We start from the raw sequence: 23,786 nt of genomic DNA on the forward strand, positions 1-23,786 counted from the left end.
GTCCTAATCCTGTCGTAAATCCAAGTCCTAATCCTGTCGTAAATCCAAGTCCTAATCCTGTCGTAAATCCAAGTCCTAACCCAGTTCAAACTCCTCCGCGTCAGCAACTAGAATCTACTGGCGGACAAGCAGCCACAAAAGATCCTAGTGGAGCTAACCCTAATGCAGGAGGCAATGCTAACCCCGGCGCAGGAGGTAATGCTCCGAATTTGGTTACTCCCCCTTCCACCCCTGTCACATCTCCTCCTAATCCGCGTCAGCAACTAGAATCTACTGGCGGACAAGCAGCCACAAAAGATCCTAATCCGGTTACTCCTGCTGCTAATCCAGTTACCCCTGCTGCTAATCCAGTTACCCCTGCTGCTAATCCGGTTACTCCTGCTGTTAATCCAGTTACTCCTGCCGCTAATCCGCAACCTGTCACATCTCCGAATCTAGCCCCGACTCAGGCTTTGCCCAGTCAACCTGTAGAGACACCTAGTTCACAACTTCCGATCGTTCCTATTACAGTTGAAACCCTGCCTGCTGTGAAAGTGAATGCAGATGTAAATCTTCCGACTCCTAATTTGCAGCCAACTCAAACAAACCCTTAATCAACAAACTCTGGATTAAGAGTAACGACAGAAATGCCTCTCCCACCGTTTTGGTAGGAGAGGCATTTAGGCGTTTACTAATGAAGCGGTTTGATTTCAATTACCGAGGTCTGCTCGACACAGATTGGCTGCCCTGTTCTGCATACATCGCTCGCAGCACCATAGCAGGATCAACCCATTGACCTGTATATTTCAAGCCCCAATGCAAATGAGGTCCAGTAGTACGACCAGTCATACCAACTCGACCAATTCGTGCACCAGCCGCGATCGCTTGGTTTTCCCGAATCTGAAGACCGCCTGCGCGATCGCTGATATAGCGTCCGCCTTGACTATCTCGTTCGATGCGCCCCTGCATGTGGCAGTAGATATGCATCCAATCGCCAGACTGAACCACAACCGAGGTTCCACAGGCACTATTGTCAGAAATCTCGATGACCTTGCCCGCCCACCAACTGCGAACATAACTGCCTTGGGGGGCTGCCATATCTAAACCCCGGTGAAACTCCTGATTGTAAGACCCATCAGGAGACTGACGATACCCAAATGGAGAGGTATACCCCTGAAAATTCTCCACCGGAAACGAAGCACCCTGCCACGCTAGACCCTGCGATCCAGTTTCTAGAGCAGCAACGATATTTTGACTCGATCCTAGAGCAACTGAGCTTAAACAGCTAATTCCTGCAAGCAACATCAGACGTTTAACTACAGCGCCAAATTGGATCAGAGACGGTTTAACTGGCTTCATCTTACTTCCCATCGTTAAGGATATTCGGGTAGAACTACTGGACTGCTGTAGAAGTGGGTCTAAGTGGTATAGCAGGATACAAAGATCAACTTCTGTAGCAACTTAACCATCGCCTAATTTAACCACAGACTTTTTCTAAAACCCCCGTGATTTCCTGCGTTTCCGATATCACTAATTCCGTTGTTTTGCGGATGCTTTGTAAAATCTTTATTAAATGAATCGCTTATTTCGTCAAATTAAACCACACGGGAACCATAGATAGAATACGTGATTGCACGATTTTTGTTTGGAGTAATAGGCTTCAATTTTGAGAAAAATATTGGTTAAGCAAAAATTCATTCAAATGGCTAATGTTGCCTTCCCAAATCGCGAATTCTGTCGGTACTAATCCCGAAATGACAGGGAAGTGCTTTGAACCCTTACGCGATTCTACGGAACGTCAAAAGCAAGTCGTATCTTTCAGTCAGTTTTCGTTATTTGGGTTAACGCTGGCTCTAGAAGCATCAGCTTTGCGGAGTTTAAGGGGCTGTCGGATAATTGTCATGAAATCTTAACATTGCTCGATTGATTGTTTGCACTAGAACAATCTAGATGCTATCTTTAGATCAGAAAGTACGAGTTAGTACATTCTATATCCAAACATAGGGTTCACTTATGATTACTCTACGAAAAGCGATCGCGCGGGGACACGCAGATCACGGCTGGTTGAACACTTACCACACCTTTTCGTTTGCCAATTACTACGACCCAAATCACATGGGATTTCGGAGCTTGCGCGTGATCAACGAAGACCGCGTCACACCAAGCAAAGGATTTCCGACACATGCTCACCGCGATATGGAGATCATCACTTATGTCTTGGAAGGCGCGTTAGAGCATCGCGACAGCATGGGCAACAGTTCCATCATTCGCCCTGGCGAAGTGCAGCGTATGACCGCTGGAACGGGAGTGACCCACAGCGAGTACAATCACTCCAAATCTGAAAATGTTCACCTGCTACAAATTTGGCTGCTGCCATCTCAACGCGATTTAGAGCCTGGGTACGAGCAGAAAGAGTATAGCCAAGCGGAAAAGAGCGGCAAACTACGGCTGATTGCATCTCAGGACGGACGGGATGACTCGGTCACAATTCACCAGGATGTCAATCTTTACAGCACTATTTTGCAAGATGATGAACAGGTCAATCATGCGCTTGATCATCGTCACGCGTGGGTTCAGGTGGCACGCGGTTCGGTTTCATTGAACGGTCATCTGCTGAATCAAGGTGATGGAGCGGCGCTAGATGACGAAGAAACACTAGAACTCGTGGGTCAAGAAGACGCAGAGGTTTTAGTGTTTGACCTGGCATAACGCAGTTGCGGCAGAGGAGTTAACTTCTCTGCCGCTCCTTACTTAAAAGATTTTTATTACTGACGTAGCAAAATCACGGTTGTTATTACTACTACAAGGGGAAATTATGGCATTAGGCAGAATGATCGAAGGGAAGTGGACGACCGAGTGGAATGAACGAGATCAAGGGGGCGCATTTAACCGCACTCCAACCATGTTTCGGGATCAGGTAACAGCCGACGGCTTTAGCGAATTTAAGCCAGAGGCAGGACGATATCATCTCTATGTCGCGTTGGCTTGTCCGTGGGCGCATCGCACCCTGATTATGCGATCGCTAAAAGGCTTAACTGAGGCGATTGGCGTGTCGATCGTTGATCCAATTCTAAGCGACAAGGGCTGGATGTTTTCTGACGAGGCAGGCGCAATTCCTGATTCGGTCAATCACGCCCAATATTTGCAAGAGATTTATCTCAAAGCCGATCCAAAATACACAGGGCGCATTACAGTTCCGGTATTGTGGGACAAGCAAAAACAAACGATCGTCAATAACGAATCTCGTGAAATTATTCGGATGTTTGACGTGGAGTTTACAGAATTAGCAACGAAAAAAATAGATCTTTATCCACGTGAACTTCAACAGAAAATAGATGAGACGATAGACGCAATTTATACTCCAATTAACAATGGTGTTTATCGATCGGGATTTGCTACATCTCAGGAAGCCTATGAAAAAGCAGTGACAGAACTATTTGAAAATCTAGATCGGTGGGAAACCGTCCTCGATCAACAGCGTTATTTGTGTGGCGACCAAATGACCGAGGCAGATATCTGTATGTTCACAACTCTCTACCGATTTGACTCGGTGTATCACGGTCACTTCAAATGCAATTTACGACGGCTTGTTGATTACTCGAATCTGTGGAACTATCTAAAAGATCTGTATCAGCATCCAGACATCAAAGTGACGTGCAACTTAGACCACATTAAGCGCCACTATTACATCAGTCAGACCCAAGTAAACCCAAACCAGATTGTGCCGAAAGGTCCAATAATTGATTTTGAAGAGCAACACAACCGTGATCGCTTCGCGATCAGACCCAAGTAAACCCAAACCAGATTGTGCCGAAAGGTCCAATAATTGATTTTGAAGAGCAACACAACCGCGATCGCTTCGCGATGCAATCTTACGCGGCTTAATTTTTCAGGACTACAGATATAACGCTGGAGGCATAGGGTTGCTTTTAGTAACATCTGTTCTGTGATTCTGACGTCTCCGCAGCGTTCACCTCGAATGTCTCTTTAGCTTTACTGCTAATGGCAAACCTTTGATTTCTTCGCTTAAAAATACTCTACCGGAATTGCCATAACGGTAGTAATTCTATCTCAATAGAGATAGAATTCAGGTTTGCCCAGCGTTTGATAAAAAAAGCTTAGCAACTAGCAGAACGATCGCATTTCAATCTGCCCAACCAATATCTAAATCAGTCTGCTGTGGGCTGCCCGGAAATACTGGATGAGAGAGCGCCGCCGTTTGCCGACGACGAAGAACGTCCTCTTGAGGACTTAAAGCTGATTGGAATGACCTAGATTGCGATGTTGCTAGTTTTTCTGATTTTGGTTCTGGCTTTTGCGCTTCCTTAAGCGCTTTGTTCTCGTCGATCAACTTTTGATTTGCTTCTGCGAGGCGCACTGCTGCTTTTTGTGCCTCCTCTAGCTCTGTCTGAACTGCGCTAGACTTCTCTAAACTTTTCTGTAGTTTCCCAGTTTTTGTTTGCTCAGCGAGTTGAGCTTCCTTAAGCGCTTTGTTTTCGTCAATCAGCTTTTGATTTGCTTCTGCGAGGCGCACTGCCGCTTTTTGTGCCTCCTCTAGCTCTGTCTGAACTGCGCTAGACTTCTCTAAACTTTTTTGTAGTTTTTCAGTTGTCTTCGTTTGCGCATCTGATTGTGTTTGCAACTGTTCGATCGCATCCTGAAGCGCTTTTTCTGTTGTTTGAGCTTTTTCTAAAGAACTTTTTAATTCAGCAATTTTTGATTCGAGTTCTGAAACATCTTTTGCTGAAACGTTTTTTGTTGAGGTTTCTTTTTGGGGTGAAGCATCTTTTATGGCAAGCGTTTCTGGGGTCGGAGCACCTTCTTTTTCTGGAACGACTTCTGCCTCAATCACTTGATCTTCAGGTGCTTCTTTAGGGGCTTTCTCTTTGGGCGCTTGCTCTTTAGGCGCTTGCTTGGAGAGATTTGCCAACGGTTTTTGCTGCCGACGCGCTACCATGTGTGTTTCCTCAGATCGCTCTATCTCTAAACCCTACACCCTAGAGCTAGCTTTATTTCATCTCAATTTAGCATTTTTGTCAGAAGACTTTCGATTAGCGCAGAGCGCAGCTTCGCAGGAACCGCAACTCAACACGAACCATAATTCCTTGTACGCTATACCCTAATTGCTCATTTTATAATTGCTCATTCTATGGACGTTATTCCTGCGATCGATCTACTAGACAGTAAATGTGTACGGTTATATCAAGGAGATTACAATCAGTCACAGGTCTTTCACGACGACCCTGTGGCGGTAGCGCGGCAGTGGGTAGAAGACGGGGCGACTCGGTTACATCTGGTTGACCTCGATGGCGCAAAGGTGGGGCGTCCAGTCAATTTAGACGCAATTCGAGCGATTGTGCAAGCGGTGGATATTCCCGTAGAAGTCGGCGGCGGGTTGCGCGATCGCAGCAGTGTTGCCGATCTGCTTGCCACTGGAGTGCGTTGGGCGATTCTCGGAACGGTTGCCGTTGAGCAACCCGGACTAGTCACCGAGCTTTGCACTCAATTTCCAGAACAGATCATCGTCGGCATTGATGCCCGCAACGGCAAAGTGGCGACCAAAGGTTGGCTAGAAACCTCAGAAGTGTTGGCAACCGATCTCAGCGATCGCATGGCAAAGCTGGGGGCTGCCGCCATCATCTACACCGACATTCACCGCGATGGCACACTTCAAGGCCCCAATCTAGAGGCACTCCGAGAAATCGCTTCTGTGGTAGACATTCCAGTCATTGCATCGGGCGGCGTCAGTTCGATGACCGATTTACTGAGTCTATTAGCGCTAGAACCGCAAGGCGTGACGGGCGTGATCGTCGGTCGAGCCATCTACACAGGGGATGTATCGCTAAAAGAAGCCGTGCGGGCAGTAGGTCAAGGACGTTGGCAAGACATTCCACCAGACTTCGGTTCCTCCGCGATCGCTTAAGTATTTCATTAATATTCGCTATAAATCCGCTGCCGCTGAGTTAGCCCTACAGAGAAAGGGCTTTCGCAGTAAACTGTCTAACGACCTCGCAAATCACAATCTATGGCAACCATCAACGACAATTACCTGAAGCTCAAAGCGGGCTATCTTTTTCCTGAGATTGCCCGTCGTGTTAACGCCTTTGCCGCCGACCATCCCGATGCGCCAATCATTCGGTTAGGAATTGGTGACGTAACTGAGCCACTGCCCGAAGCCTGCCGCACGGCGATGATCAAGGCAGTCGAAGAAATGGGCGATCGCACTAACTTTAAAGGCTACGGCCCAGAGCAGGGGTATGAATGGCTGAGAAGCGCGATCGCAACCCACGATTTTCAGGCTCGTGGTTGCGACATTGATGCGTCAGAAATTTTTATTTCCGATGGTTCGAAATGCGATACCGGAAATATGCTCGACATCTTTGGCGATCGCAACACCATTGCTGTCACCGATCCGGTTTATCCGGTGTATGTCGATACGAATGTAATGGCAGGACATACGGGCGAGGCAAACGAGAAAGGTGAGTTTGGTGGCTTAGTCTATTTACCGATCACGGCGGAGAACCAGTTTACGGCGCAAATTCCCTCACAGAAAGTGGATTTGATTTACCTCTGCTTCCCCAACAATCCGACAGGCGCAACGGCAACTAAAGAGCATCTCAAAGCGTGGGTTGACTACGCCAACGCAAACGGCTCAATTATCTTCTTCGATGCGGCTTACGAAGCGTTTATCACTGATCCAAGTTTGCCGCACTCGATCTATGAGATTGAAGGTGCAAGAGATTGTGCGATCGAGTTTCGATCGTTCTCTAAAAATGCAGGCTTTACCGGAACGCGCTGTGCCTTGACCGTCGTACCAAAGACTCTCACTGCTAAAGCTGCCGACGGGTCGGATGTTGAACTGTGGAAACTCTGGAACCGCCGTCAATCCACCAAATTTAATGGCGTGTCTTACATCGTGCAACGCGGAGCCGGAGCCGTTTACTCTCCTGAAGGTCAAACCCAAACAAAAGCACTGGTAAACTTCTACATGGAGAACGCCAAAATTATTCGCGAACAACTAACAGCCGCGGGAATTAAAGTTTACGGCGGTACAAATGCGCCTTATGTCTGGGTACAAACACCTAACGGTTTGTCAAGTTGGGATTTCTTCGATAAGTTGCTCAATGCTTGCAATGTTGTTGGCACTCCAGGTTCGGGCTTTGGCGCAGCGGGTGAAGGGTACTTCCGCATTTCAGCGTTTAACAGTCGCGAGAATGTAAATGAAGCAATGAAGCGAATCACAGAGAAGTTTAAGGTGTAGGGAAGTTTCAGATGTAGGTCAACTTTCTCATTAAACTCGTTAGAAAATTCTGTGTGCTGTTTAAACAGCGAAGAAATGGGGGAATCCAAACGATCGATGATCAGCTCGCCGCTTGCAGTCAAGCAACGGTGTAGACAAAGAGTTCACTAAAACTGAACCGCTTGGAGCAACTAAGCACTGTTCCAAGCGGTTCAACAATTAGAAGACCGACTTATTTTGTTTCAGATCCTTGGCCCGCTTTTTCGGCGATTTTCTCGATCTTGCCAGCTGCTGCAATCAACCCTTTGCCAAGCTTATGCAGAGGACCTTTTACGCCCCGCTCAGCTTCGTCACCGATCGCATTGGTCTGCTCGCCCAATTTGTGCAGCACCTCAGCAATTTCGGTTGCTTCTGACTTCTTGCCCTTCAAAAGCTTTTTCAGTTCCTTCAAGCTCGCCGACAGGTCTTTGATGCCGTCTTCCTTGTGACCTTTGAGGAAGTCCACCCACTCTTCGATCGCATCGATCGCCGTGTCGGATTCTATCTCAGTAACATCACCATGTAGAAGTTCAGCAGCGGATTCGAGGTCAGGCGCATTGTTTTGCTCAGTCGTTTCCGCCTGATGTTGCTTCGCTTCTTTAGAAACATTCTCATCGTGGTGAGCTTTACTTCCGCTTTGAGTTGCCATATTTACAAATTCCTTTTTTCTGCTTTTTGAACACTACACAACACAGTAAAAAAGGCAAAATTGCTTTCCCTCCCTCTAGAGAGCAACTTCAAAATCATTCAATCGGATGAGGATTTTGGTGACGATATTTTGCATTCACTTTTTTCAAGTCCGAAGCTCAAAACCCTTTAGCCTGCTTAAATTAGCCCCATATTTAACCATACTTTCAAAGGATTTCAATGATCTGTATCACACACAGAGAAAGTTGAAAACATCTCACTACAAAGGCAAACGGCTTTCCGTGTTTCTGCCGACCATACCTAGAAGAAACTTTGCTCAGTACCGTAAATCGACGATGGTTTCTTCTAGGGCTTAAATCGACAATAAACTCAACGCTGATGTGAACGACGGACCTTTGTACAGATGATGGCAACTCAATCTTCTCTCCGCTCTCGTGGTATGGAATTACTGGTCTCCTATCACCAAAACCCCTCGGTTCGAGTCAGAAACCAGTTAGTTCAGATGAATGCTGGCTTAGTTCGGAAAATTGCTCACCGGGTTAGTCACCAATGTGCAGAACCCTACGAAGATCTAGAGCAGATTGGCTATCTCGGTTTGATTCGCGCTATCGAGCGATTTAACCCCAATCAAGGCTGCGCTTTTAGCTCCTTTGCCGTTCCTTACATTCGGGGTGAAATGCTGCACTTCCTGCGTGATCGCGCAGGTACTGTTAAGATTCCCCGTCGTTGGCAACAACTCAATAAAGAAGGACAGCGCGTTCGTGAACAGCTATCCGAAGCGCATGGTCGCCAACCGACCGACGACGAAATTGCAACAGTATTGGGTGTATCGCTCAACGAATGGCGAGAGAGCAAGTTAGCTGCCAAGAATCGCTTGCCCTTGAGTTTGGACGCAACCGTGTGTCAACAGCTTGATTCTCCCATGACGCTTGGTGATACCTTGCCCGATGCTCGCTATCAGGCTCTGCAACATCTCGAAGAAGATCGTCAGCAGTTGCAGAAGGCCATGAACCAGCTAGAAGATAAAACTCGGCAAGCGATCGAATATGTTTTTCTGCACGACTTGTCGCGTAAAGAAGTCGCTGAACAGATCGGAGTCAGCCCAATGACAGTGACTCGTCGCATTCATCGCGGCATTCAGCAGATGGTCGGATTGCTTCAGCCTCAGGTACTGCAATCTGATCCTTAAGTTTGACCAAGAAGCGCTCTAGCAGAGCGTTTGGGTCCATCATCTAAAGTCTATCGAGTTTTGCCGGATTGAAGATTCTTCAGTCCGGCTTCCTTTTTTTGGGCTTGCAGACGTTTTTTTGAGTTGCAGACAAAGTGAATGTACGGTAACAATGAAGACGATTCGGTCTTCCGATTCGTAATTGTGACAGAACAGCGTTGACTAATATTGGCTAAGTTAGGAGGAATGGATGTGCGGTTTTGCAGGAGCTTCACTAGAAAAGTACGACAGAACAACCTCGCGGTTGGTCTCTCAATTGGGCTAAGTCTAGTATTATTCCTGAGCCAGCCTACTCTTGCACAAGAGCCTGCTGCACAAGAACCTGCCTCGCCTATTCTAAGTCTGCCTAAACTGGCGTCGCCACTAGAGTTACAAAAACGTCTCAGTAGTTCGCTGACCCCTGATGCCGAAGTACAGAAGGGAGAGGTGCGCTTAGATGGTTATCGGTTATTTACGATCGCATCGTCCGTTGTTCGCGATTCGCCTCAAAATAGCCCGACTCAAAATAATTCAACTCAAAATAATTCAGCAATGCCGCTGCAAGTCCGCATTGAAGGAATTGAAGCGACACTCAACCGAATTGCGAAACGGAACCTCGACGAAGCCGACTTGAAGGTGAGTTCAACGATCGATTCGAGCAGCAATCTGCCGGTCATTTCGGTGAATGGCCAGTATCTGATGACGGTAACAACCCTAGATGCTCAATTGCAAGGGCAAGAGCCATCTGCTTATGCCGAAGAGTTAACCCAAATCATTCGGTCGGCGTTGCTGCGATCGCGGCAAGAACGACAGTCCGAGTTTTTGGGTCGACAGGTTCTTGTGGCGCTGGGGATTCTGCTTAGCCTAGCTATTGCGAGTCGAGCGTTGGCTCACGTTCAGCGACGGCTCAAAGAGCAGCGCGATCGCATTGCCTCGGAGATCCCACCTGTTCCGCCGACTCAAGAATTATCTCCTCATGAAACGCATCTGATTGTGCAGCAACAGATGATGAAGCGGCAGCAGCGTAACTTCAAGGATGTCCAACGTCGTCTCCTAAGACTTGGACAAGCAATGATTTGGAGTAGCGGCGGGTTCGTGCTGTTGGGATTGTTTCCTTACACTCGCTGGCTACAGCCAATTGTGCTATCGACGCCCTTAAGAGTGGTCACGATTATATTAGTGACCTATGTTTTGATGCGAGTTAGTGATGTATTGATCGATCGATTATTTCGCGTATTAGAGAAAGGAGAATTCATCTCTCTAGAAGACTCTCAGCGAGTTTTTCTACGATTGTCTACCTTTTCTAGAGTGGCGAAAAGTCTAGCTGCAATTGTACTTGTTAGTATTGCGATTCTACTAGTTTTATCTTCGATCGGCATCCAAATTATTCCACTACTAGCAGGAGCAGGAATTGTTGGTTTAGGAATTTCGCTAGCTTCTCAAAGTTTAATCAAAGATATAATTAATGGGTTCTTAATTTTATTAGAAGATCAGTACGCTGTAGGTGACATTATTCAGGTTGGTAAAGTTAGTGGTTTAGTTGAATCTCTTAACTTGAGAATCACGCAGTTACGCAATGCAGAAGGGCGCTTGATTACTATTCCAAATAGTACTATCACTGTTGTAGAAAATTTGTCGAAAGATTGGTCACGGGTAGATTTGTCGATCGTAATTTCATCTGATACGAACTTGGATCGTGCCATGCAATTGATTCAAAAGATCGGTACTGAATTGAGCCGATCTCAGGACTGGCAGGAGAAGATTGTAGAGCCACCAGAGGTACTAGGAGTAGAAGATTTCAGTAGTAATGGCATCACGATTCGGGTCTGGATTAAAACGCAGCCACTACAACAGTGGAACGTAGGACGCGAGTTTCGCCGTCGCTTGAAGTTGGCTTTAGATTCAGAAGGGATTGAAATCGGAGTACCGCAGCAGATTTTCTCACTCCACGAAACTTCAGACGACAAGGAAAATAGAGGCGATCGAGATGGCAGCTTGAATCCGCTGAGTAAGAAAACAAACTCGTTGAGTAACAATCGGTAAAACGGAAGCTTGGGTCATTGCTTTGTTTCAACGCTCTGTTTCAAGGGATTAAGCTCTCATCGTTAGTTAGGCAGCGACAATAATGCCCATAGAATTGAGGAGGTGTTGACGTATTTGAGGGCTTCTCTAGCGGTTCGCATCGTTCTAGAGTGACACTGTGCGAGATGGGGTGTGGCAATCCCCGTTACGATAGGTCACAATTTCATCATTTCTGGAGACTCATTGGTTGCACAATATCTAAATATTCCAATCCTTCAATAGAGTACTTTAGCCTGCGTTCATACCTCGGCTCAGACGCGAACTTCCGAAGCCCTAAAAATCTTGGGTCGGATTTTTGAGAAGATCCAACGTTAAGATTAGATCACCCTCACCTCTCCCTTGCTGATGAATCGCTCAGACCGCTTTACCGATACCGCCCTTGGTCTCATTTCGACCCAAAGTTTCCCTGCGATCGTAGGGACGGCAGACATGATGCTGAAGTCAGCCGGGGTAACGCTTGTCGGCTATGAAATGATTGGCGGCGGCTTTTGTACTGCCGTTGTTCGGGGTGGCATTTCTGATGTGCGATTAGCGATCGACGTGGGCAAAGACACTGCCGAGCAATTTGGGCAAGAGGTTTCAACGATTGTGATTGCTCGACCAATGGCAAATTTAGAAGCCGTGTTGCCGATTGGTAGTAGGCTTGCACAACTCGCGTTGGGGCAAGAAGGTAATCGGTTCCGAAACTTAGCAGTGGGACTCCTAGAAACGCGCGGATTTCCAGCGATGGTCGGTGCGGCAGATGCGATGCTCAAATCTGCTGATGTAACGTTCACAGCGTACCACTCGATTGGCGCGGGGCTATGTACTGCGATTATTCGAGGCACGGTTGCGAATGTGGCGATGGCGGTTGATGTGGGTATGCAAGAAGCCGATCGCATCGGAGAACTGCACTCTGTGATGGTGATTCCCCGCGCACTAGAAGATTTAGATCAGACCTTACCACTTGCGAAATGCTGGCTCGAAGAACTACAGCCACTCCAAATTCCAATTCAAGTTCGCGAAGTAGAACGAGAGCTAGTCGCCCTTCCAGAGCTTCAGAAAGCGCCTATCCCCTTAGCGGCTCCTCTTTCTCAAGACAAACAACTCCCCGAAGCACGAGCAGTAGAATTCCCTGAGCCAACAGCCGAGCCTGTTGCTGAACCTATCGCCGAACCTGTTATTGAACCGATCGTCGAAAACGAATCCCTTCAATTCCCTGAGGAATAGTGGGCGTTGCTTAATCTAGTGCTGCGTCAAGTCAAAGACGAGGGATGAAAAAAGGATCAGAGCTGATTTCATCCCTCACTGATCGCTTACGAATTTTTGACTGAATTGCGCTTTCCAAGCCAATACCGAGTTGCTGCCAATGCTTCGGGTACCGAGACGAAGGAGGCAAAGGACCCAACGTTGCGACTTGGCAGTAGGCGCAGAGGGCTTCGTTCTCGCTCCACTCCTCGCGCGCTAGCTCCGCAGACAGCAACGAGTCCATCATTTTGCCTGCGATCGCGATCGGTAGCCAGGGACTGTTCTGCGCTCGATTCTTGCCACCTGCACTCGCAAGCCAAGCGGTGATTGCGTAATTGAGTATCATCAGCGGACGATCTGGCGAATTAAAGCAGCTGTAGGCGTAGTTAGAAGCATCAACTTTGCTTGAATCAAAAATGGGGATGGGGGGCGCAAGTAAGTCACTGACCACTCCAGTTTGATAGAGCGTAAAGATTTGTCCCATCGCTCCTCCCAACGTAGATAGTTCAACAATTAAGCGGCGGCGAGTGAGGTTGTCGCTCTGCCCTTTACGCAGTTCCTCGCCAAGCTGTCGTGGCTCCAGTCTGCATCCCTCAATTTTCTCCCTCCGTGAGAACCTTCCTCTAAAAGGGCACTCTACGCCTGTAGTTTCCGTATGGTTTGATGTCGGATGCATCTGCCCTAATTGCTCATCAATTTGAACGCGACACCCATGCCGTTCGGATTAAGAAATTAATGCTCTATGCCTGCAAAGACTGGTGGGAGAATGATTCTGCCCGTTTAAGTACTATTGATTTAGAAGAATTAGTAGACGAACTTCACCAGCGCTACCCGACTTTAGAGCGACTGCGATCGCGTCTCAACCATTTAGTCGGCATGCTGAACAAATCCGCTGAATACCAGGTTGTTGCACAGTTCATCACCACTGGGCTATCCGTGCTTTACGTGACGAGCGGTTCTGATGGTGAAGCAATGACTCAGATTGTCAACCCATCGCAGCCTGTAACCCCTCACGCAAAAATTGCACACCTTTTAGAATCTGATGCCAATCTCAGCCGCATCAAGAAACTATTGATTTGTGTGTGTCGAAAATATTGGGAAGCGAATCCTTATGTAATTGAGCAAACGTTGCTAACAGATTTGCTTCAGGAGCTAACAAAAGCATACGCCACGCTTGACTGCCTCCGAGTTGGATTAGCCGCTGCGGTCAAAACTTTGAATAAGCCGATCGAGTATGCCCTGATTGCAGAAGCCATTTTGCAGGTGATCGAGCCGTTGTATTCTATTGAGATCCCTGCTGCGAAGCCGCTCAAGCCGACAGCAACGAATTTAGTGCCAACAGCGGCAGCCTATTCCCCATCAAAGCCGCTTCCCATCGATTTATTTGATCTGAGGTTAGAGATTTTCAAGTACACCAATCCACTCCGCGCTAAAATTTTGCTGTTTTCGCTGGCTTACTATCGGTTTGAGTTTCGATCGCAAGATTGGTCAAACCTTAAGCTCTACAGTTTAGAAGGGTTACTGCGAACGATATTGAGTCAAGCGGTTAGCGTAGAGCGCAACCTAGACCGAACTGCACTAGAAGATCTGCAACACAGGCTCCAAGAGATGGCACAACAGTTTAGTGATCCGTCTGAACTAGGAGGCAGCAATGGCAACGAGTATCTCGACGTTGGACAGGCGCTAATCAAGGCGCTAAAGCCAAACTATAGTGTGCTACAGCAGCAGATTCAGCACACTTTACAGTCAGGTAGCGCTGCCGATACCACTTGTGCCAGTCCCACTCAAGTTGTGACCCAGCCTTCTGCGTCTCCAGAATCGCATCAAAACCGCGATTCGCTCCGTGCAGATCCGAAGGATCGCCAGGAAATTTCGGGGAGAACTCCATGAACGCTGAAGAATTACTACAACGCTATGAAGCAGGAGAAACTAATTTCTCTAAACAAAATCTAAGTAGCGCAAACTTGATGGGAGCAGACCTCATTGGAGTAGATTTGAGCCATGCTGATCTCCACAACGCGACTCTGGTCTTGGCCTACCTCAACCGATCGAACTTAACCTCGGCAAATTTGCTGGGCACAAAGCTATGTGGGGCAAACCTGAGCCAAGCCGACTTACTAAACGCAAACTTGCGAGATGCTGACTTGCAAGGAGCTGTTCTCTACAATGCCGATTTACGAGGGGCTGATTTAGGTCTAGCCGTACTACTAGATGCAAATTTGATCGGGGCAGACTTGCGTAACGTCAATTTGAGCGGAGCCGACTTGCGGGGAGCCTGTTTAAAGGGGGCAAACTTCCGGGAAGAGAAACGCTGCTACGACGGCTCAAACTTGCGAGGAACGGATTTGCGCGGGGCTGATTTGCGCGGGGCCAACTTGGCAGGAGCCGATCTCAGTCGAGCCAATCTTGCAGGTGCGAATTTGAATGAGGCCAATTTGCGAGAAGTCGATCTGAGCCAAGCCAATCTGAGTGAAACTCGCTTGAACGGCGCGTTTCTAACTGACGCCAACTTGAGCGGAGCAAATCTTAGCCAAGCGAGTTTGCGGGACGCAAAGCTGAATCGCGCAAGGCTGAGTGACGCCAATCTAAATGACGCAGATTTAGCAGATGCGACCCTCAACGCTGTCAACCTGCACAAAGCAAGCTTGCAGCATGCCAATCTTTACCGAGTCCGGCTGAACCAAGCTGACCTGAGCCGCGCCAACTTGAAAAATGCCTACTTAGTCGAAGCGGTTTTAATTGAAGCGTACTTGGGTCGGGCAAATCTTCAAGGTGCAAACCTCACGCGAGCCAATCTTGCCAAAGCAGAACTCAGTAGTGCTCTACTAGGAGAAGCGATCTTAACAGGGGCAACACTGCCCGATGGAAGTGTGGAGGAATGACGAGGGGCAGATCGGAACACAGCTGGAAAGGTAACAATTTTAACAGCTAAGCGATCGCGCTTCATCGATCTAGATTTTTGTGCCAGTAGAGACTGTGATTGCCGTGTCGGAGATGATGATCACGGTTTATACTCTGTTGGATACTTGTCCACATGCTTTATTTTTGACATCTTTTTAGAAATTCTTCGGCTCAGAAATTCGGGGGTGTGCTAACTATATATTGGCTCTTTTGTGTCCTCGTGTAGATGACTCCATCGCCCGAACCTCAAAATAATCCCCGAACCCCCTCTAGTAAACGCTTGTGGCTCGTGTTGCTCAGCCGCGTCGGCGTTCCGCTTGTCCTCGTTGGATTGCTTGCGATCGTAGGGGGTATGATCTACGGGTGGTTTTTTATCACTCAGAAACTTGCGCCGTTAGTCGAAGAGAGTCTGAGTAAATCGCTCGATCGTCCGGTTCGGTTAGGTAAGATCGAGGGCGTTTCGCTGGCAAGTCTGCGATTTGGCAAAAGCGACATTCCAGCAACAGCGACCGATCGCGATCGCGCGGCGATTGAGTCAGTCAAGGTTGGGTTTAATTTATGGCAAGTGATGTTGACCCGTAAATTAGATCTAGATGTCACGCTAAGTAAACCAAATCTTTATCTGGATCAAGATAAAGACGGAGCGTGGATCAGAACACAAATTTCTGCCCAAACGGACACTGGAACTGTCACCACAGAACTGAAATCACTTCGATTTGAAGATGCCACGCTGGAATTAGCCCCGTTTCCAAAACTGGGGAAAAAGAGAGTTTCTGTCAATCTAAACCGCATAAACGGTGACGCCGACATCTTCGATCGCAGCCGCCGAATCGCGTTTGACTTAGCCGGACAATCGACCACAGGCGGTAATTTTAATCTCAAGGGTGAACTGCTCAATAATAAGGGCGCAAATTTTAATTTCAACGTTAGAGGACAAAACTTTTTAGTCGCAGAGATCGATCGATTAGTGAAGTTGCCGATTGATCTAACGCAAGGGCGAGGAAACGGAAACTTCGACGTTATTCTCCGTCCAAATGTTCGCTCTGTTGTAAAAGGCACGGCTGAGTTTAAAGATGTAGCGCTACAAGTTCCTCAATTGCCACAAACATTGACCAGGGCAACAGGAAATCTACAAGTTAACGATACAGTAATTACTTTAGAGAAAACAACAGGAACGTTAGGAAAAATTCCATTCATTGCTAATGGAAAGATAGATACTCAAAAAGGATTTGATCTCGCCGCGACCGTCAGAAACTTAGCGATCGCAGATTTCGTAAACACCTTTAAGGTTCAGCTTCCGGTGGCGACCTCTGGAGTAGTCAATGCAGACGTAAAATTGACTGGAGCGATCGATCAACCAATTGTGTCCGGCAATGTTCGCACTGCAAAACTCACCAAAATGGATAGGTTCACCTTGAGTCAAGCGATCGCAGACTTTCGACTCAATACCCGAACTCAGAATCTCGCCATTTCTAACCTGCGAGCAACGCCTACGGTAGGCGGACAGATCAGTGGAGATGGTGCTCTGAATCTGGGCACGTCTCGAACAATCGCGTTCAGCGTCCGGGGTGAGAAATTACCGGGAGATCAAATTGCAAAACTCTATAATGCGGCTCCTGCAATTACCGTCGGTCGTGTCAACACTCAAGCGCGAATTAGCGGCACGTTAGATAATGTGCAAACAATCGCGCAGTGGCAAGCCCCCGAAGCAACCTATCCGGGCACTGGAGAAGTTGCGATCGCGAACGGAAACGCAACGCTGCGCAACACCGTTTTGCAAGTGGCAGGCGGAACCGTAATCGCAACCGGACAAACCGTTGGACAGCGCTGGGAAGCAACGGTTGGAGCATCGGGTATTCGAGCGGCTCAGTTTGTTCGATCTGTAGCAGGGCGGGTAAGCGGCAACTTTAAGTTATCAGGGCAATTGAGTTCATTTAACCTAGCTGATATTCAAATTAATGGACAAGCTAGACTCACTGAAGGCATTGGCAACATCAACGCTAAGATCAGTGCCATTCGAGGACAGTGGAAAGCCGATACGCAAATCGCAGGAATTGGGCTAAAACAATTTTCTCCAGACTTGCGCGGTCAGTTAACCGGAAATCTGAACGTGACCGGAACTGTGAATTCTTTCAGTCCCTCAAATATTCGCGCTAATGGACGAGTGCAACTGTCTGAAGGCATTTCGCTGATCACTGACCCGATCGCGGCTCAAATCGCCTGGAATGGTCGCAACATTAATGTTCAGCAAGCCACAGCTCCCGGATTTAGCGCTAACGGCACGCTCTTTACCCGCCTCGAGCCACGTCTTGATATCACCGCGCTCGATCTCAACATCCGTACTACAGGCTATGCTCTCGCGAATCTCCCGATTCCTCGTCCCCCTGTCACCCAACTGAGCGGAGTCGTTGACCTGACTGGACGCCTGACCGGAACGCCTGCGGCTCCTAGAGTGGTGGGAAGTACAACGGTGCGGGGACTATCGCTAAATGGGATTGCTTTTGATCCGATCTTGCGCGGCAATTTACAACTGAATTCAACTGGAGGATTTAACGTCCAGGTAGCAGGCACTCGCGATTCGCTCCGCGAAGCTCCGGATCGCATTGCGCTAGCGCTGAATCCGGCGTATCGACCGATTTCGCTCGATGTGCAGCGGGGTGGCGCAACGGTCATCGGCAGAGCGACGGCAAATAATTTGTTTGCGGTTAACGTTCGACAACTAGAACTGAATGGATTTATTCTTCCAGGAGTTAATACGGCGGCTTTGGGCGGTTTTGGTGGACAGCTCTCAGGAAATTTCAACATTGATTTAGATCGACTGCGTGTGGTGAATGGAGCGTTAGCCGTAGACAATCCTCGCCTCGGAACGTTTAGAGGAGAGCGAATTAGCACTCGCTTTGTCAATCGCAACAATGTGTTTCAGTTTGATGAAACCATCGTCAGAAGAGACAACAGCCAATATGCGTTGTCAGGAAATCTAGATCTGCGATCGCAACCCCGATTTGATGGACAGGTTGTGGTCTCTCAGGGCAGACTCGAAGACATTCTGCAAACGTTACAAATCTCTCAAATTAGCGATCTGTCTCGTGGGATGCAATCGCCGACCTATGGCAGTGCTGCCGACTTGAAAACCGCTGCTGTAGGAACACCAGAACGATCGCTAGACGACCAGATCAAACGGTTTTCGGAAATTATCGCGTTGCTCAGACAACGGGCAACGGTTCGCCAAGAACAGACCATTCCAGAACTGGCCGACGTTCGCGGCGAATTTAACGGCACGATTGATTTTTCTGCCTCGTTGCAATCGGGAGTCCAGGCGGAGTTTGATCTGAGTGGAAAAAACATTGAGTGGCGTCCCTACCCGTCTTTTGCTGACGTAGTAAACGGGCAAGTGCAACGCGATCCAAACCGCATTTTCACGGCTGAACAAGCGATCGCAAAAGGCACGTTAGAAAATGGTGTCGTCAACTTATCGCCCTTGCAACTGCGGTCAGGTGAAGCAGCCATCACGCTGCGCGGACAGTTTGGCGGCGAACAGCAGTCAGGACAATTGACGATCGCAAATCTGCCCGTTGATGAGATTAATCGAATTTATCCTTTGCCCTTAGGCATTAGCGGTAAGCTCAATGCTTCTGCGTTTATTCAAGGACGGCGCGATAATCCCTTTGCTCTAGGAGAAGTAAACCTCACGGATGGCTTTCTCAATGGAACTCAAATTCAATCTGCCACGGGCAATTTCAACTACACAAATGCTCGCTTAAGTGTGAGCAGTACTATTGCCATTGCAGGGCCGGAACCCATACAAATTGAGGGTAGCATTCCCTATCGTTTACCGTTTGCAACAACGTTTCCCGAAAGCGATCAAATCGATCTCAAACTTGATGTCAAGAATGAAGGGTTAGCGTTTCTCAATCTGTTGACACCGCAAGTCGCATGGCAAGGCGGACAGGGCGCAGTTCAACTGCAAGTCACGGGTCGTTTGCTTCAACCTGTGGCAACTGGAACCGCTACCTTTAGCAATGCCACCATCGCGGCTCAAGCATTACCCGATCCATTAACTGGCGTGACGGGTTCGATTCAATTTGATCGCGATCGCATCCGGGTTCAATCGCTCAAGGGACAGTATAGCCAGGGTGAAGTATCGGCTCAAGGTGTGCTTCCCATATTTGGCACATTAGATTCGTCTGATCCTGACGCTGCCAATCTCTTAGGGGTTTCGCTGGATCGCTTGGCAATTAACCTTAAAGGACTTTATCGAGGCGCAGTTAACGGTAATGTTTCCGTAGGAGGGACTGCCTTTGCGCCTCAATTGAGCGGGGAAGTCCGGTTGACGGATGGACAGGTTTTAATTCCCGACAATACTGCCTCTCTCACCGCAGGCGGCTCCTCTCCTGATGAAGCAAGCGGCGATGGAGCAAGCGGAGCCTCATTACAACAGCCGTTAGAATTTAACAATCTCAAGCTGGTGTTAGGCGATCGCGTCCGCGTTGTCAGTCCTCCCATCATCAATTTTTTGGCGCGAGGAAACCTATTCGTCAACGGCACGCTTAGCAATCCTGAACCCGAAGGGACAATTGCACTGAAAGCCGGACAGGTCAATCTATTTACAACCCAATTTGTGTTGGCGCGGGGCTATCCGCAGACAGCAACGTTCACGCGATCGCAGGGGCTGGATCCTACACTCGATGTCCGCCTCATTGCGTCCGTTCCCGAAGTGACGCGAAACCGCATTTCCACCACTAATATTTCTTCTGAAGTTAGAGATGATTCGCTGTTAGCCACTGGCTTAGGATCACTGCAAACGGTGCGAATTCAAGCAAAAGCGACCGGGCGGGCGAGTCAACTATTTGAAAACTTAGACCTTACGAGCAGTCCCGGTCGAAGCCGTGGCGAGATCATTGGCTTGATTGGCGGTGGCTTTGTCAATACTCTTGGTCGCGGCGATAGTACGTTGGGCATTGCGAATCTTGCGGGTTCTGCGCTACTAACCAACATTCAAGGCTTTATTGGTAACGCGATCGGGCTGAGCGAATTTCGACTCTTTCCAACTCTCCAGCGCAGCGATCGTCGTCGCGAATCGACTCTTGGTTTAGCCGCAGAGGTCGGCGTTGATATCACAGGTCGTCTGTCGGCGTCGGCGCTTCGCATTCTCACGTCCGATCAACCCACCCAGTTTGGAATTCGCTATCGCATCAACGATGGTCTGCTTTTTCGAGGTTCAACCGATTTTTCTGGCGACAGTCGGGCCATTTTTGAATATGAGACTCGGTTTTAAGGAGGTAATTCGCAATCAATCGTAGCGATCGCTAGGATTTGGGTTCGATTCTGACTGAATTGCGAATTACAACCACCTTATAGATGTGTTTGTATCCGTTCGACTAGCTGTTGAGGTCGGATGACGCCTTCAATCCGATGAGCAGGTTGCCCTTTTTTGAATAAGACTAAAGTAGGCAACGCAAAAATCTGGTACTGAGAGGCTAAATCAGGATAGTTATCGACGTTGATCTTGACAACTTTAATTTTGTCTTTCAACTGCTCGTTGGCTTGGTCTAAAAAGCCTGCCATCATTTGACAGGGACCGCACCACGGAGCATAAAAGTCTACCAGAATTGGCATGTCCGAACTGGCGATTAGCTCCTGGAAGCTATTAAATTGCTGCTTTGTTGCCATTTGTCCGACCCTTAAATGACGTACTCTCCAACACTAGCGCGTGTTCTGCAATTCGGCTTGTTTGAAAGATGGAGATTTGTTACTGCGACCGCTGAAAAATGATTGCAGTATCAAGAAAACTGAGCCGTTCTTCAACTTAATTAACGGTAAAGGGGAGTTTTAGCTTGCGGTTGTGACGTGTGAACGTGTTATCAAGTACCGAGATGCTGTATCGAGAAAGAGTATCGCGAACTCAATATCACCAAGCTGTATCGAGAAAATTTTTGCGTGAACTCGATACCGCGAAGCTGTATCAAGGAAGGTTTTGTGCAAACTCGATGTGAGATTGAGAAAATCGAGTTGGGTCAATGCAAAGCTTGATACAGAATGGTGAGATTGAGATAGCCGCATTTGGATCTCGACAAGCGAAGGGCGAACTTTGTAGAGGAGAGCGATCGTAAGGATGAGACGTGCGATCGAAGATTGGAAAAGATGCTGAGTATCTGTGTACTGAATTATCTAGGCTACCATTCGGAATACTGAAAAGTTGTCGAAGCAATCGAGCGATCCTATTATGAGCATTTCCATACTCTATAGCGCAATTCCTCCTAACAGTACGCTGTACGCACGGCTTCAGCGTGAAAAGGCACTCAGCGTCCTCATGGTTTCTCTTTTCCCTCATGGTTGTGGCATCTTTCGCGTTTTTGAAATTGAGTACGAGATTGATGAAATCCTTGCAGATGTTATCGAAAGACATCACGAGACATTTGGATCTGAACTAGAAGCAAGTCAGGCAATTGCTGAGTTTCGGTCTGAGTTGAGGCAGACTCGTCAAGCCTATCCGGGGATTGAAGATAGAAGTGCATTATTAGAAAGCTCATCTGTTGAGATTGAGAAACGTTTAGTGCATGAGTTATCGAGAAGACAGATTGCGAATGCTGATAGGATTGTTAAAAGGCTCATATTCGGAGATCAAACTCTCGCCCCAACTCTATTGCCAGCAAAGGAATCATTGGGGCTGATATCCCGTGAGCTAGTGAGTGGAGGAGCCAGCATTTTTCGACAGATCAATCCCGCAACGCTGTTCGCAAGAGACGAAGGTTGGGAAGGATGGTGCCTTAACCACTTAGAGCGGTGGAGAGGATTATATCTTTCAGCAGACGAGAAAAATGAGGAGATATTGGTTGGAGGTAGTTAAGGAGGCAGCCAACTTAAGGTTAGTGCAGCAGATTGACGGCGATCATTGGTGCTGAGTTGAAAGATAAGCGCCTTGTCAATCTCCGCAAGCATGGGATTGATTTTATTGACGTTTTAGCAGTGTTCGATGGAGATACGGTGACGGTTGAGAACGCGCTACAGCCACAGAGAGCAGCGTTTCATCACGTTCGGTTTGCCCCAAAGGCACAGCCTCTTCGTTAAGTCTGAGAGGTTACTAGCGGCAGGTGAAGCGGGTCGTTATGGGTTAGTTTTAGGATTGGTGATTTTAGGCTTGACTAAATTGAGCGATTAGCGCAAACGCAACTCTACAGGAAACGCGACATAAGCAGACGAATAGTATCGTCGAGTGATGGGTTATCAACACCACCCGAAATTACGGTATTTTCGCTATCTAACCTACCCTAGTCACAGAGACATTTTGATAGCCTAGAGAAGCAATCAGGTTGAGCATTCTAAATTAGCTTCTAAACTTAGAGTGCGTGACTTTAAAAAATGACTAATTTTGCGAGGGGATGAGCGAGTGGCTGCAACCAATTTCAAAGATTACTATTCCCTTCTGGGTGTGAGTAAAACCGCCAGTGCCGATGAAATCAAAAAGGCATTTCGGAAACTGGCGCGGCAGTATCACCCTGACGTCAATCCAGGGGATAAGGTCGCAGAAGCTCGCTTTAAAGAAATCAACGAAGCCAACGAAGTCCTCTCTGATCCCGACAAGCGGAAGAAATACGATCAGTTTGGACAATACTGGCGTCAAGCTGAACAAGCAGGCGCAGGGCGTCCCTCCGGCGGGCGATCGCCATTCAACACCGGAGGCTCGGCAGGATTTGATGAGTTTGAGTTTGGACGCTACGGTAGCTTCGAGGATTTTATCAACGATTTGCTCGGTAAATCGGCAGGCGGCTACGGACGGACTGCCGATCCCTTCGGTGGTGGATTTCGGACTCCGGGCGGTGCTGGATTTGATGGAGGGACACGCAGCGATCCCTCAGATTTTGGCAGAGCCAATCGCGCCCCAGCAGGCACAAGTCTTGACACCGAAGCCTCGATCAAGCTCACATTTTCTGAAGCGTTTAACGGCGTTGAGAAACGACTGCAAATTGGCAGTGAAGACAACATCACGGTTCGCATTCCGTCGGGTACCAAGGCCGGCAATCGAATTCGAGTTCGTGGTAAAGGACGCTTTAGCCCGCACTACACAAGCCAACGCGGAGATCTCTACCTCACCGTTGAACTGATTCCTCATGCATTCTTTCAGTTTGATGGCGACAACTTGGTGTGTGAAGTCCCGATCGCACCGGATGAAGCCGTGTTAGGAACTCAAATCGATGTGCCAACACCCGATGGTAACGTCAAGGTCAATGTGCCTGCTGGAATTCGCTCAGGGCAATCGTTACGCCTGCGAGGGAAAGGCTGGCGTAATCTTAAAGGAGAGCGCAGCGATCAAATGGTGAAAATTACGATCGCACCTCCAAAAGAGTTAACCGCGATCGAGCGCGAAGCCTATGAAACCATTCGCACGCATCGCAGCTACGATCCGCGCAGCCATATCAAGTCCGTGAAGCTCTAATCGAATCAATACCGTGTCTCTATCTTTAA

18 protein-coding genes and 1 pseudogene are annotated in these 23,786 nt (G+C 48.2%); 14 read left to right on the forward strand and 5 right to left on the reverse strand.

Features of this window, described 5'->3' with window-relative positions; genetic code table 11:
* Positions 1-593 (forward strand): annotated as a pseudogene (locus AC5JLB_RS06450) (hypothetical protein); the annotation flags it as partial.
* 100 nt (positions 594-693) lie between these two features.
* Here AC5JLB_RS06450 and AC5JLB_RS06455 read toward each other — a convergent pair.
* Complete coding sequence (locus AC5JLB_RS06455) at positions 694-1,338, reverse strand: M23 family metallopeptidase (RefSeq protein ID WP_495873022.1); 645 nt, start codon at positions 1,336-1,338, stop codon at positions 694-696.
* 654 nt (positions 1,339-1,992) lie between these two features.
* Here AC5JLB_RS06455 and AC5JLB_RS06460 point away from each other — a divergent pair.
* Positions 1,993-2,688, forward strand: a complete 696-nt coding sequence (locus AC5JLB_RS06460) for a pirin family protein (protein WP_495873023.1) — start codon at positions 1,993-1,995, stop codon at positions 2,686-2,688.
* A gap of 106 nt (positions 2,689-2,794) precedes the next feature.
* Positions 2,795-3,772 carry a glutathione S-transferase family protein gene (locus AC5JLB_RS06465; protein WP_495873024.1) on the forward strand — a complete coding sequence of 326 codons (978 nt, stop codon included), beginning with the start codon at positions 2,795-2,797 and terminating at the stop codon, positions 3,770-3,772.
* Between the two features lie 351 nt (positions 3,773-4,123).
* Here AC5JLB_RS06465 and AC5JLB_RS06470 read toward each other — a convergent pair whose 3' ends face one another.
* A complete protein-coding gene (locus AC5JLB_RS06470) occupies positions 4,124-4,936 on the reverse strand; it encodes a hypothetical protein (RefSeq protein ID WP_495873025.1) in 813 nt (270 codons plus the stop codon).
* Between the two features lie 192 nt (positions 4,937-5,128).
* Here AC5JLB_RS06470 and hisA point away from each other — a divergent pair, with 192 nt between their 5' ends.
* Together hisA and AC5JLB_RS06480 are read left to right on the forward strand one after the other, a co-directional pair.
* Positions 5,129-5,902, forward strand: a complete 774-nt coding sequence (hisA, locus tag AC5JLB_RS06475; RefSeq protein WP_495873026.1) for a 1-(5-phosphoribosyl)-5-[(5-phosphoribosylamino)methylideneamino]imidazole-4-carboxamide isomerase — start codon at positions 5,129-5,131, stop codon at positions 5,900-5,902.
* A gap of 102 nt (positions 5,903-6,004) precedes the next feature.
* Positions 6,005-7,240, forward strand: coding sequence for an LL-diaminopimelate aminotransferase (locus AC5JLB_RS06480; protein WP_495873027.1), 1,236 nt, complete (start codon positions 6,005-6,007; stop codon positions 7,238-7,240).
* 211 nt (positions 7,241-7,451) lie between these two features.
* Here the strand turns inward: AC5JLB_RS06480 and AC5JLB_RS06485 are convergent, their stop codons facing one another.
* Positions 7,452-7,907 carry a hypothetical protein gene (locus tag AC5JLB_RS06485; protein WP_495873028.1) on the reverse strand — a complete coding sequence of 152 codons (456 nt, stop codon included), beginning with the start codon at positions 7,905-7,907 and terminating at the stop codon, positions 7,452-7,454.
* A 402-nt stretch (positions 7,908-8,309) separates the two neighbouring features.
* On the opposite strand from AC5JLB_RS06485, the gene AC5JLB_RS06490 reads away from it, so the two are divergent.
* The 3 genes from AC5JLB_RS06490 (at position 8,310) to ccmO (ending at position 12,404) form a co-directional block, all read left to right on the forward strand.
* Entirely contained in the window at positions 8,310-9,095 is a 786-nt protein-coding gene (locus AC5JLB_RS06490) for an RNA polymerase sigma factor SigF (protein WP_495873029.1), read from the forward strand.
* 231 nt (positions 9,096-9,326) lie between these two features.
* Positions 9,327-11,156 carry a mechanosensitive ion channel family protein gene (locus AC5JLB_RS06495; RefSeq protein WP_495873030.1) on the forward strand — a complete coding sequence of 610 codons (1,830 nt, stop codon included), beginning with the start codon at positions 9,327-9,329 and terminating at the stop codon, positions 11,154-11,156.
* A gap of 384 nt (positions 11,157-11,540) precedes the next feature.
* Positions 11,541-12,404 carry a beta-carboxysome assembly protein CcmO gene (gene ccmO, locus AC5JLB_RS06500; RefSeq protein WP_495873031.1) on the forward strand — a complete coding sequence of 288 codons (864 nt, stop codon included), beginning with the start codon at positions 11,541-11,543 and terminating at the stop codon, positions 12,402-12,404.
* A gap of 31 nt (positions 12,405-12,435) precedes the next feature.
* Here ccmO and AC5JLB_RS06505 read toward each other — a convergent pair whose 3' ends face one another.
* Positions 12,436-13,098 (reverse strand): vitamin K epoxide reductase family protein, encoded by a 663-nt coding sequence (locus tag AC5JLB_RS06505; protein ID WP_495873032.1) that lies wholly within the window; start codon positions 13,096-13,098, stop codon positions 12,436-12,438.
* Between AC5JLB_RS06505 and AC5JLB_RS06510 the strand changes: the two genes are divergently transcribed.
* From AC5JLB_RS06510 to AC5JLB_RS06520, 3 genes are all read left to right on the forward strand, one after another.
* A complete protein-coding gene (locus AC5JLB_RS06510) occupies positions 13,086-14,312 on the forward strand; it encodes a hypothetical protein (RefSeq protein WP_495873033.1) in 1,227 nt (408 codons plus the stop codon). The two genes, AC5JLB_RS06505 and AC5JLB_RS06510, sit on opposite strands and share 13 nt — an antisense overlap.
* Positions 14,309-15,304 carry a pentapeptide repeat-containing protein gene (locus AC5JLB_RS06515; RefSeq protein WP_495873034.1) on the forward strand — a complete coding sequence of 332 codons (996 nt, stop codon included), beginning with the start codon at positions 14,309-14,311 and terminating at the stop codon, positions 15,302-15,304. The genes AC5JLB_RS06510 and AC5JLB_RS06515 overlap by 4 nt, the downstream gene beginning before the upstream one ends.
* Before the next feature lie 245 nt (positions 15,305-15,549).
* Positions 15,550-20,598 (forward strand): translocation/assembly module TamB domain-containing protein, encoded by a 5,049-nt coding sequence (locus tag AC5JLB_RS06520; protein WP_495873035.1) that lies wholly within the window; start codon positions 15,550-15,552, stop codon positions 20,596-20,598.
* A 77-nt stretch (positions 20,599-20,675) separates the two neighbouring features.
* Here the strand turns inward: AC5JLB_RS06520 and trxA are convergent, their stop codons facing one another.
* Positions 20,676-20,993: a thioredoxin gene (trxA, locus tag AC5JLB_RS06525; RefSeq protein WP_495873036.1), complete on the reverse strand. Its 318-nt coding sequence runs from the start codon at positions 20,991-20,993 to the stop codon at positions 20,676-20,678.
* Positions 20,994-21,546: 553 nt separating this feature from the next.
* Between trxA and AC5JLB_RS06530 the strand changes: the two genes are divergently transcribed.
* The 3 genes from AC5JLB_RS06530 to AC5JLB_RS06540 all read left to right on the forward strand — a co-directional run bounded on the left by AC5JLB_RS06530 (position 21,547) and on the right by AC5JLB_RS06540 (position 23,757).
* Complete coding sequence (locus AC5JLB_RS06530) at positions 21,547-22,170, forward strand: hypothetical protein (RefSeq protein WP_495873037.1); 624 nt, start codon at positions 21,547-21,549, stop codon at positions 22,168-22,170.
* Positions 22,171-22,202: 32 nt separating this feature from the next.
* Complete coding sequence (locus AC5JLB_RS06535) at positions 22,203-22,391, forward strand: hypothetical protein (protein WP_495873038.1); 189 nt, start codon at positions 22,203-22,205, stop codon at positions 22,389-22,391.
* Between the two features lie 319 nt (positions 22,392-22,710).
* Positions 22,711-23,757, forward strand: coding sequence for a DnaJ C-terminal domain-containing protein (locus AC5JLB_RS06540; RefSeq protein WP_495873039.1), 1,047 nt, complete (start codon positions 22,711-22,713; stop codon positions 23,755-23,757).
* Positions 23,758-23,786 lie beyond the last annotated feature (29 nt).

The sequence above is a fragment of the Myxacorys chilensis genome, from assembly GCF_059505265.1.

Bases quoted from the DNA above. Each gene is read 5' to 3' on its own strand.
- AC5JLB_RS06455 (WP_495873022.1), bottom strand. From the start codon at position 1,338: ATGAAGCCAGTTAAACCGTCTCTGATCCAATTTGGCGCTGTAGTTAAA.
- AC5JLB_RS06460 (WP_495873023.1), top strand. From the start codon at position 1,993: ATGATTACTCTACGAAAAGCGATCGCGCGGGGACACGCAGATCACGGC.
- AC5JLB_RS06465 (WP_495873024.1), top strand. From the start codon at position 2,795: ATGGCATTAGGCAGAATGATCGAAGGGAAGTGGACGACCGAGTGGAAT.
- AC5JLB_RS06470 (WP_495873025.1), bottom strand. From the start codon at position 4,936: ATGGTAGCGCGTCGGCAGCAAAAACCGTTGGCAAATCTCTCCAAGCAA.
- hisA (WP_495873026.1), top strand. From the start codon at position 5,129: ATGGACGTTATTCCTGCGATCGATCTACTAGACAGTAAATGTGTACGG.
- AC5JLB_RS06480 (WP_495873027.1), top strand. From the start codon at position 6,005: ATGGCAACCATCAACGACAATTACCTGAAGCTCAAAGCGGGCTATCTT.
- AC5JLB_RS06485 (WP_495873028.1), bottom strand. From the start codon at position 7,907: ATGGCAACTCAAAGCGGAAGTAAAGCTCACCACGATGAGAATGTTTCT.
- AC5JLB_RS06490 (WP_495873029.1), top strand. From the start codon at position 8,310: ATGATGGCAACTCAATCTTCTCTCCGCTCTCGTGGTATGGAATTACTG.
- ccmO (WP_495873031.1), top strand. From the start codon at position 11,541: ATGAATCGCTCAGACCGCTTTACCGATACCGCCCTTGGTCTCATTTCG.
- AC5JLB_RS06510 (WP_495873033.1), top strand. From the start codon at position 13,086: ATGTCGGATGCATCTGCCCTAATTGCTCATCAATTTGAACGCGACACC.
- AC5JLB_RS06505 (WP_495873032.1), bottom strand. From the start codon at position 13,098: ATGCATCCGACATCAAACCATACGGAAACTACAGGCGTAGAGTGCCCT.
- AC5JLB_RS06515 (WP_495873034.1), top strand. From the start codon at position 14,309: ATGAACGCTGAAGAATTACTACAACGCTATGAAGCAGGAGAAACTAAT.
- AC5JLB_RS06520 (WP_495873035.1), top strand. From the start codon at position 15,550: ATGACTCCATCGCCCGAACCTCAAAATAATCCCCGAACCCCCTCTAGT.
- trxA (WP_495873036.1), bottom strand. From the start codon at position 20,993: ATGGCAACAAAGCAGCAATTTAATAGCTTCCAGGAGCTAATCGCCAGT.
- AC5JLB_RS06530 (WP_495873037.1), top strand. From the start codon at position 21,547: ATGAGCATTTCCATACTCTATAGCGCAATTCCTCCTAACAGTACGCTG.